The organism is Comamonas testosteroni ATCC 11996 (genome assembly GCF_000241525.1).
Classification (GTDB): Bacteria; Pseudomonadota; Gammaproteobacteria; order Burkholderiales; family Burkholderiaceae_C; genus Comamonas; species Comamonas testosteroni.
Genome location: NZ_AHIL01000005.1, coordinates 1 through 9,841 on the forward strand (window position 1 = coordinate 1; position 9,841 = coordinate 9,841).

General features: G+C 65.4%; 8 protein-coding genes and 1 tRNA gene. 8 read left to right on the plus strand and 1 reads right to left on the minus strand.

What is annotated here, in order from left to right:
• The 6 genes from CTATCC11996_RS03055 to CTATCC11996_RS03080 all read left to right on the plus strand — a co-directional run.
• Positions 1-775: electron transfer flavoprotein subunit alpha/FixB family protein (locus CTATCC11996_RS03055; protein WP_003072956.1), on the plus strand; the 775-nt coding region annotated here is incomplete at its 5' end.
• Positions 776-902: 127 nt separating this feature from the next.
• Positions 903-1,889 carry a tripartite tricarboxylate transporter substrate binding protein gene (locus CTATCC11996_RS03060; protein WP_003072958.1) on the plus strand — a complete coding sequence of 329 codons (987 nt, stop codon included), beginning with the start codon at positions 903-905 and terminating at the stop codon, positions 1,887-1,889.
• An 87-nt stretch (positions 1,890-1,976) separates the two neighbouring features.
• Entirely contained in the window at positions 1,977-3,521 is a 1,545-nt protein-coding gene (locus CTATCC11996_RS03065; RefSeq protein ID WP_003072960.1) for a class I adenylate-forming enzyme family protein, read from the plus strand.
• Between the two features lie 42 nt (positions 3,522-3,563).
• Entirely contained in the window at positions 3,564-4,334 is a 771-nt protein-coding gene (locus CTATCC11996_RS03070) for a class II aldolase/adducin family protein (protein WP_003072962.1), read from the plus strand.
• Positions 4,335-4,515: 181 nt separating this feature from the next.
• Complete coding sequence (locus CTATCC11996_RS03075; RefSeq protein ID WP_003072964.1) at positions 4,516-5,445, plus strand: 2-hydroxyacid dehydrogenase; 930 nt, start codon at positions 4,516-4,518, stop codon at positions 5,443-5,445.
• 66 nt (positions 5,446-5,511) lie between these two features.
• A complete protein-coding gene (locus CTATCC11996_RS03080; RefSeq protein ID WP_003072966.1) occupies positions 5,512-6,498 on the plus strand; it encodes a Bug family tripartite tricarboxylate transporter substrate binding protein in 987 nt (328 codons plus the stop codon).
• A 203-nt stretch (positions 6,499-6,701) separates the two neighbouring features.
• On the opposite strand, the gene CTATCC11996_RS03085 is transcribed toward CTATCC11996_RS03080, so the two are convergent.
• Positions 6,702-7,736 carry a GlxA family transcriptional regulator gene (locus tag CTATCC11996_RS03085; RefSeq protein ID WP_003072968.1) on the minus strand — a complete coding sequence of 345 codons (1,035 nt, stop codon included), beginning with the start codon at positions 7,734-7,736 and terminating at the stop codon, positions 6,702-6,704.
• A gap of 96 nt (positions 7,737-7,832) precedes the next feature.
• Here CTATCC11996_RS03085 and CTATCC11996_RS03090 point away from each other — a divergent pair, with 96 nt between their 5' ends.
• Complete coding sequence (locus CTATCC11996_RS03090) at positions 7,833-9,209, plus strand: amidohydrolase (RefSeq protein WP_034348126.1); 1,377 nt, start codon at positions 7,833-7,835, stop codon at positions 9,207-9,209.
• Positions 9,210-9,384: 175 nt separating this feature from the next.
• Positions 9,385-9,461 (plus strand) — tRNA-Gln (locus CTATCC11996_RS03095).
• The last annotated feature ends 380 nt before the right edge of the window (positions 9,462-9,841 follow it).

Here is a 9,841-nt window from a genome sequence, read left to right on the forward strand (position 1 = left end):
AGTCTCCAAGGTCATCCACGCCGACGGCGCCAGCCTCAAGGACGGCCTGGCTGAGAACGTGGCGGCCCAGGTTCTGGCGATTGTTGGCAACTACAGCCACATCCTGTTCCCCTCGACCGCCTCGGGCAAGAACGTGGCTCCTCGCGTGGCCGCCAAGCTGGACGTGGCCCAGATCAGCGACATCACCAAGGTCGACTCCGCCGACACCTTCGAGCGCCCCATCTACGCGGGCAACGCCATCGCCACCGTGCAGTCTGCCGATGCCGTCAAGGTCATCACCGTGCGTACCACGGGCTTTGATGCAGCGGCTGCCACTGGCGGCTCGGCGGCGGTGGAAACGGCGGCTGCCGTGGCCGACAGCGGCAAGAGCGCCTTTGTGGGCCGTGAAGTGACCAAGAGCGACCGTCCCGAACTGACGGCAGCGAAGATCATCGTCTCCGGCGGCCGTGCTCTGGGCTCGGCCGAGAAGTTCACCGAAGTGATCACCCCCCTGGCCGACAAGCTGGGTGCGGCCATCGGTGCCAGCCGTGCGGCTGTCGATGCGGGCTACGCGCCCAACGACCTGCAAGTGGGCCAGACGGGCAAGATCGTGGCGCCCCAGCTGTACATTGCCTGCGGCATCTCGGGTGCGATCCAGCATCTGGCGGGCATGAAGGACTCGAAGGTGATCGTGGCGATCAACAAGGACCCCGAGGCACCGATCTTCTCGGTGGCCGATTACGGTCTGGAAGCCGATCTGTTCCAGGCAGTGCCTGAGCTGGTGAAGACGATGTAAGTGTTGCCATGGCACCGCGCAACAGGGCGGTGCCAACGGCCCGGGCAACGGTGTCCGGGCCCCGGCCAGAGCGGCACACAAGGTATGTGCCCCGGCCCCACCTGGTTCAGAGATTCAGGAGACAAACATGCAGATTTCCCTTGGTCGCCGCAGCCTGGTGCTTGCCACGGCCGCCTTCGTGACTGCCGCAGGCACCGGCGCATCAGCCTGGGCACAGTCCGGCGACTATCCCGCGCGGGCGGTCACGCTGATCGTGCCATTCCCGGCAGGCGGCCCCACCGACCGCCATATGCGTACGCTGGCCGACATCGCGGGCAAGCACCTGGGCCAGCCCATCATCGTCGAGAACAAGCCCGGCGCGGGCGGCACGCTGGGCCCCGGCACCATGGCGCGCACCGCCAAGCCCGACGGCTACACCATCACCCAGTTCCCCATGTCCATGCTGCGCATGGCACATATGCAAAAAACAGCCTGGAACCCGGTCACCGATTTCACCTACATCATCGGTGTCTCGGGCTATACCTTCGGTTTCACGGTGCGCTCGGACTCGCCCTACAAGAGCTTCAACGAGTACATCGCCGCCGCGCGCAAGAGCCCCGGCAAGATCGAATACGGCTCCACGGGCATAGGTTCATCGCCGCATCTGCTGATGGAAGAGCTGGCCGAGAACGCCAAGGTCACTCTCAATCATGTGCCTTTCAAGGGCAACGCCGACTTGCAGCAGGCCCTGCTGGGCGGCCATGTGGCTGCACAGAGCGATGCCTCGGGCTGGGACACCTATGTGAATGGCGGCCAGATGCGCCTGCTCATGACCTTTGGTGAAAAGCGCACCCAGCGCTGGCCAGACGTGCCCACGGCCAAGGAGCTGGGCTATGGCGTGGTCTCCACTTCGCCCTACGGTCTGGCCGGCCCCAAGGGCATGGATCCGGCCGTGGTGCGCAAGCTGCACGATGCTTTCAAGAAGGCCATGGACGATCCGCGCCATGTCGAGGTGCTCAGGCAGCTCAACCAGGACGCCTGGTACCGCTCGGGCGCCGACTATGCGCAATGGGCTCGGGATGCCTTTGCCAAGGACAAGATACTGATAGACCGCCTGGGTCTGGCTGCCAAATAAGCCACCGTCTGTCCAAGCGCCTGCAGGGCCGGGGGCTCGCAGGCGCAGCCCGCCTGAGATTCGTGAATTCCTGAAACGGAGCCCCTCATGACTGTTTCCCTGCCTTCTCCCGATTCCCCCTTCTCCACGCTGGCCGAGCTGATCCGCAGCCATGCGCGCCAGCAGCCCGACCATGCTGCGCTGCGCGACGACCAGCAGACCCTGAGCTATGCCCAGCTCGACGCCCTCATGGACCGCGTGGCCGCCGCGCTGCAGCAAGGCGGCGTGCAGCCTGGCCATGCCATTGCCATCTGCGCGTTGAACTCGGTGCGTTATGCCGCGCTGTTCCTGGGCGCCCTGCGCGCGGGCGTGGTGGTCGCGCCGCTGGCGCCATCCTCCACTGCCGAGAGCCTGGCTTGCATGCTGCACGATGCCCAGGCGCGTCACCTGTTCCTCGACAAGGCGGCCCAGGACCTGGTGCCCGCCGACACCGGACTGCAATGCATCTCGCTGGACGGCGTGGCTGCGGGCCGTGCCTTCGAGGACTGGCTCGCGCCAGAAGGAGCGCAGCCCGCTGCCGTGAGTGTGGAGCCCGAGGCACCGTTCAACATCATCTACTCCTCTGGCACCACGGGGACTCCCAAGGGCATCGTGCAGTCGCATGGCATGCGCTGGACCCATATCAACCGGGGCGGCGTCTACGGCTACGGCCCCGAGGGCACGACGCTGCTGGCCACGCCGCTGTACTCCAACACCACGCTGGTGGTGTTCTTCCCCACGCTGGGCAGCGGCGGCTGCGTGGTGCTCATGCCCAAGTTCGACGCGGCGCGCTATCTGCAACTGGCCCAGCAGCACCGCGTCACCCACACCATGCTGGTGCCCGTGCAGTACCAGCGCATCATGGCGCTGCCTCAGTTCGGCGAGCATGATCTGTCGAGCTTTCAGGCCAAGTTCTGCACCAGCGCACCGTTTCGTGCCGAGCTCAAGGCCGATGTGGTGTCGCGCTGGCCCGGCAGCCTGACCGAGTTCTACGGCATGACCGAGGGCGGCGGCACCTGCATCCTCGAAGCCCATCTGCACCCGGACAAGCTGCATACCGTGGGCAAGCCCGCCGAAGGTCATGACATCCGCCTCATCGACGAGGAGGGCAGTGAGGTCGCTCCCGGCGCGGACGGCGAGGTCGTGGGCCACTCGCCCAGCATGATGAGCGGCTACCACGGCCAGCCCGCCAAGACGCGCGAGGCCGAATGGTTCGATGCCACGGGAAAGCGCTTCATCCGCACGGGCGATGTGGGGCGCTTCGATGCCGATGGCTTCCTGACCCTGTTCGATCGTCGCAAGGACATGATCATCAGCGGCGGCTTCAACGTCTATCCCAGCGACCTGGAAGCCCAGCTGCGTGCCCACCCGGCCGTGGACGACGTGGCCGTTGTCGGCGTTCCCTCCGATCAATGGGGAGAGACGCCCGTGGCCTATGTGGTGTCGCGCACGGGCCAGCCGGCCCGGCCCGAGGAAATCATGGGCTGGTACAACCAGCAAGCCGGCAAGACCCAGCGCCTGGCCGACCTGCGCTTCATCGCCGAGCTGCCGCGCAGCGCCATCGGCAAGGTGCTCAAGCGCGAGCTGCGCGATCAGTACGCTGCGGGGCGCTGAGCCTGTCTTCCATTTCACGATGCCCATCACGAGACAAATCCCATGAGCCATGACACCACGATGTCCGAAGTCCGCCGCCAGGTGACGCCCGAGGAGTGGCAGACCCGCGTCGAGCTGGCTGCCGCCTACCGGCTGGTCGCCCACTTCGGCTGGGACGACCTTATCTTCACCCACATCTCGGCGCGCGTGCCGGGCCAGCCCGGCCAGTTCCTGATCAATCCGTACGGCATGCTGTTCGACGAGATCACCGCATCCAGCCTGGTCAAGGTCGATCACGAAGGCCAACCGATGATGGAGACCGAGTACGACGTCAACCCCGCAGGCTTCGTCATCCACAGCGCCATTCACGACGGCCGGCCCGAGGTGCAGTGCGTGCTGCACACGCACACTCGCTACGGCGTGGCCGTGTCGGCACAAAAGGATGGCCTGCTGCCCATCTCGCAGCAGTCCATCTTCCCGCTGGTGCGCCTGGCCTACCACGACTACGAGGGCGTGGCCCTGCGTGACGACGAGAAGCCGCGCCTGGTGGACGACCTGGGTGCCAGCAACTTCCTCATCCTGCGCAATCACGGCCTGCTGACCTGCGGCCGCAGCGTGGCCGAGGCCGTGCTGGCCATGTACACGCTGGAGTCGGCCTGCCGCATCCAGATACTGGCGCAGTCAGGCGGCAGCGAGCTGACGCGCATTCCGCAGACCATCATTGCCGACGCGGTCAACCAGTCGCGCCAGGTCACCAAGGGCAAGGGCGCGGGCCTGGCCTGGCCGGGCCTGCTGCGCCGTCTGGACCGCATCGATCCTGGCTACAAGCACTAACACCCCCTGAGTCGCTGCGCGCCTTCCCCCGTATGCACGGCACCCTCTCTCGCCTGGCGGGAGGGGACGACACCATCGCCGCGGGGCGACGCGGCCGGCGTAGGCCCTTGCTCGGTGTCCCGCGCTTGGGTTGCGGCCGTTTCGCAGGCAGCGAGCAGTGCTCAGATTCATGGAGAAATCAATGGGAATCCTGGTCAACATCCACCCCAGCATGGGAGCGCCCATCGTCGATGCGCTGCGCGCGCTGGCGCCCGACGTACAGGTCTGGGCGCATCGCGACGAAGCACCGGCTGCTGAGGTCGAAGCCATGCTCGCCTGGAGCCTCAAGCCCGGCGTGCTGCCGGCCTATCCACAACTCAAGCTGCTGTGCGCGCCCAGCGCGGGCGTGGACAAGCTGCTGGCTGTGCCCGATCTGCCGGCAGGCCTGCCCGTGGCGCGCACAGTCGATCCGCAGCAGCATGTGGAGATTGCCCAGTATGTGGTCGGCACGGCGCTGCGCCATACGCGCGAGCTGGATCTGTTCGCGCGCCAGCAGCAGGCCGGCGACTGGCTGCGCCGCCCCGTGCGCGCCAGCGCCGACTGCCGCGTGGGTATTCTGGGCCTGGGCGAGGTCGGTCGCTTCGTGGCCGGCGCCATGCAGGCCGTGGGCTATCCTGTCGCGGGCTGGAGCCGCAGCTCCAAGAGCATTGCAGGCCTTGCCACGCACAGTGGTGCCGAAGGTCTGCAGCAGCTTCTGTCCACCAGCGACATTCTTGTCTGCGCCTTGCCGCTCACGCCCGAGACACGCGATCTGCTGAACCGCCGCACGCTGTCCCTGCTGCCGCGCGACGCCTACTTCATCAACGTGGGGCGCGGCGAGCAGGTGGTAGAGGACGAGCTGCTGGCCCTGCTCGACGAAGGCCATTTGGCCGGCGCCGCGCTGGATGTGCTGCGCGAGGAGCCGCCCCAGCCCGGCAACAAGGTGTGGAGGCACCCCAAGGCCTTTGTCACGCCGCATATCGCGGCCCAGGCCTCGGCGGACACCGTGGCCCGCCAGTGCCTGGAGAACCTGCGCCGCCTGCGCGCAGGCGAGTCCTTGCTCAACCTGGTGGACGTGGCCCGCGGATACTGAGACATCTTTCCCTTTACCTGTCGCGCTGTCGCGCGGCATTTTTGCCCCAAGAACCTAGAGACACTCATGCCTTCGACATCTCGCCGCAGCTTTCTGCAATCGGGCGCCGCAGCCGGCGCCGCCATGCTGGCACCTTCGGCCTGGGCCCAGAGCCCCTGGCCCTCCAAGCCCATACGCATCGTCGTTCCCTACACGGCTGGCGGCTTCACCGACCAGATGGCACGTCTGCTGCAAGTGGGTTTGCAGAAAGCGCTGGGCCAGCCCATCGTCATCGAAAACAAGCCGGGTGCGAACAGTCTCATCGGTGTGGATCAGGTGGCCAAGTCCGCACCTGACGGCTATACGTTCGGCGTGGTGATTGCCGCTTATGCGGCCAACACCACGCTGTATCCCAAGCTGCCCTACAACCCCGGCAAGGATCTGGTCGGCGTGTCTCTGATGGGGATCTCGCCTCTGGTTGCAGCGGTGTCCACCAATGCACCGTTCAAGACCACGCAGGAGCTGATTGCCTATGCCAAGGCGCATCCTGGCAAGGTCAGCTTTGGCTCCTCGGGAAGCGGCTCCAGCGCGCATCTGACGACCGAGCTGTTGAAGCTGCTGACCAAGACGGACATGACCCATGTGCCTTACAAAGGGGCCGCACCGGCACTGACTGATCTCATGGGCGGCCAGATCCCCTTGTTCCTCGATCCTCCGCCCAATCTGATTCAGCCTGCCAAGGCCGGTCGCATTCGTCTGATTGGCGTGGCCAGCGACAAGCGACTGGCGGTGTTGCCCGATGTACCGACGTTTGCCGAGCAAGGCATCCCCGAGCTGATGGGCAGCACCTGGGCAGCAATGATTGCCCCGGCAGGAGTGCCCAAGGAGATCGTCCAGCGCATGTCCGCCGAAGTCGCTCGCATCATTCGCAGTCCGGAGATTTCACAGCGCATGCAGCAGACCATGGGCACGTTTGCAGAAGGTTCGACGCCGGAGGAATGTGATCGCTTCATTGCCGCTGAAACTGCCAAATGGGGGAAAGTGATCCGTGAGGCCAAGGTGACGCTGGACTAGGCTTGCTGGCCTGGTTTGTCTCCGGCAGGGCGCGAGACAGGCTTCAAGAGAGATGATGCGGCTGTCGAGTGAGGTGAATGCAGAGGTGAATGTAGAGGGGTTTCCTCATTGGCCTATGGTGCGAAGTGGAGGTGGCTGCATCGTGCTCCTGCAGGACAAGCCCGGGACAGTGCGATGAGATCTCCGTCAGCTTGCCAGTGCCGTCAAGGTCGTGGAACTTCGCTGGCGGCGACGCGCCACCGTCTCCTCGGTGCCCTCAAGGCATGCCTTTCCCGATAGGCTGCGGGCGTCATTCCCACATACCGGACGAACACCCGCCGGAACGCCGAGGCATCCTCATATCCGCAGGCCAATGCCACGGAGGGCACGCTCTCCAGCGTGATCTCCAGCAACACCCGAGCCCGCGCGCAGCGCAGTCGGTGCAGGTGGTCCAGCGGGCTGTGCCCCAACTCCTGCTGGAAGTGGCGCAGCAGGGTGCGAGGGCTGGCCGATACTGCGTCCGCCAGCGCCCGTAGGTCATAGGGCTGCTCCACGCGCGTCTCCAGCCAGGCTATGGCATGGGCCAGCACGCTGGTCCGTGTGGTGGGAATGCGGCGGTCCTGCAAGGCGGTGCGCGTGGCGCGTTCGCGCTGGGGATCGGGCTGCAGCACGGCGGCCAGCGCCGCGGCCAGGTCGTCGCCGAAGGCATGGCGCGTGAGTGCGATGGCCATGGGGGCCAGGGCTTCGGGGTGGGAGGCACTGAGCCAGGGCCTGTCGTCCACGAAGGGCTGGCCCTCGGCAAGTTCTATGCCGGTAAAGTCCAGTTCGAATCCGCCCATGAAATACCAGGGCAGAGCCACACGGCGGCCCTCGCAGCGCCCGCTGGCGGCCGCGAACCAGGCTCCGCTGCCCAGCGTGCACACGATCAGGCCCTGGTCGAAGGCTGTGGCGATGCGCTGCGTGAGGCCTGGATGCGCGGCGACGATGTCGCGGATGGACGGAATGTCCGGGCAGTGCAGCGTGCTTGCGAAGACAGCATGCACCGGTCCTTCGGCCAGGGCGCCTTCGGCCGCGTGCGGCATGGCCGGCAGGGGCTGGCCCCTGTCATCGACCCAGCGCCAGCCAAAGCGCGGTGCGCGCCGGCCCAGGCGCAGGCCGGCAACGAGGTTGGCGCTGCGCAGCATCTCCACGAGATGTGCGGCGTGGCCTGTGGCGCTGTGCTCCAGGCAGGGTAGCTCGATGACGAAGGTCCGGGGCATGGCGTTTCTGACTCCTCGAATGGCGATTTCGCCGTGTCTGTCACAGGCGCTTCACTTTTAGCATGACTGCTTATGCCATTTTTCAGGGTCACGAAGATGCTTCACAAACAGTCCGAGACAAAGCTTTCCACACCACCCTGCACAGGCCTGCGGCGCATAGCGCTGGCCGGCTTGCTGGCCTGCGGCCTGCCGCTGGCAGCCAGCGCCCAGGGGCTGGATGCCCAGGCTCTGGCGGCGCTGGATGCGGCCATTGAGCCGCTGGCGCCCAAGATGGTGGCGTGGCGTCGCGATATTCACCAGCATCCAGAGCTGTCTGGCCAGGAAGAGCGCACGGCCAAACTGGTGGCCGATCACCTGCGCCGCCTGGGCATGGAAGTGCAGACCGGCGTGGGCGGCACGGGCGTGGTGGGGGTGCTGCGCGGCGGCCAGCCGGGCAAGACAGTGGCCCTGCGCGCCGATATGGATGCACTGCCCGTGGCCGAGAAGACGGGACTGTCCTTTGCCTCCAAGGCCAAGGCCCAGTACATGGGCAAGCAGGTCTCGGTCATGCATGCCTGCGGGCACGATGCCCACGTGGCCATGCTCATGGGCGCGGCCGAGGCGCTGGCCGGCATGCGCGCCAGGCTGCCGGGCACGGTGAAATTCATCTTCCAGCCGGCCGAGGAAGGCGCTCCGGTGGAGGCCGATGCTCATGGCCATGTACCCAGTTTCGGCGCCAAGGCCATGGTGGAGGCCGGCGTGCTCAAGGATGTGCAGGCCATCTACGGCCTGCACATCACGGCCAATCTTCCCTCGGGCATGGTGGGCTACCGCAGCGGGCCGCTGATGGCGGGCTCGGACAGCCTGAGCATCCAGGTCGAGGGCCGGGGCGGCCATGGCTCGTCGCCGTGGAGTGCGGTCGATCCCATCGTCGCGGCCAGCCAGGTGGTGCTGGGCCTGCAGACCGTTGTCAGCCGCCAGCTCAACATCAGCCTGGAGCCTGCCGTGCTGACCATTGGTTCCATCCAGGGCGGCACGCGCTACAACATCATTCCCGACAATGTCGAGATGCAGGGCACGCTGCGTACCTTCGACGAAGACATGCGCCAGGAAGCGCACAAGCGAATCACGGCCACGGCCGAGCAGATCGCGGCCTCCAGCGGCGCCAAGGCCAAGGTGCGCTTCGGCCCTGTGGCCTATCCTGTCACCACCAATCCGGCCGCGCTGACCGAGGCCTCGCTGCCCGCGCTCAAGCTGGCCCTGGGCGGCAAGGCCATGGTGATTCCCAAGGTCAGCGGTTCCGAGGACTTTTCGGAGTTCCAGAAAGTGGTGCCAGGATTCTTCTACTTCCTGGGTGCGCCGCCGGCAGGCCAGGACTTCACCAAGGCAGCGCCCAACCACTCGCCGCTGTTCGACATCGACGAGAAGCAACTGCCAACGGGTGCACGTTCACTGGCCGCGCTGGCCGTGGACTATCTGCAGCGCAATCCATAGTCGTTGCTCACCATGAGCGGCTGAGGTCGCTTGCCTTTGCGATTCGGTGCAGCGAAAAGCATTGGCAAGCGTTGAACGCCCCCGACCAAAGCATTGATTCGCTGACCGTGGTTTTGCTTGGCAATGGGTGTTCTTTGAAACTCGGGGAAAACCGGGCTATAATCGCTATCTCTTTAGGGGAGTCGCCAAGCTGGTTAAGGCACTGGATTTTGATTCCAGCATGCGAAGGTTCGAATCCTTCTTCCCCTGCCAAGATATATAAAAGCCCCGACTGTTCATGCAGCCGGGGCTTTTTCTTTGTCTTCAATGCTGTGCCTGGCTCCCAGGAGAAAACCTGCATATAGGATTTTCTGCACCATTGACCGATGTCTACGCAGTGTGTGCGCCATAAAGCCCGAAGTGGCTCAAGGTCCGGCACGGAAATTCCAGGCTTCTCAGGGACGCTTTCACTCTGACCCGGCGGGAGCGCAGATGTGCCGCCAAACCGCCGGCGGCTTTGCTGGAGCGGGGCCGATGCCTATGTGTGGATGGCGTCAACCAAGGCGATGATCAGTGACTCAGCAGCACTTGGCACAGCGCAGTGCAGCAGAGCTGCGCTATCGATTTACAAAACAGTGGCAATTTTTTTACCT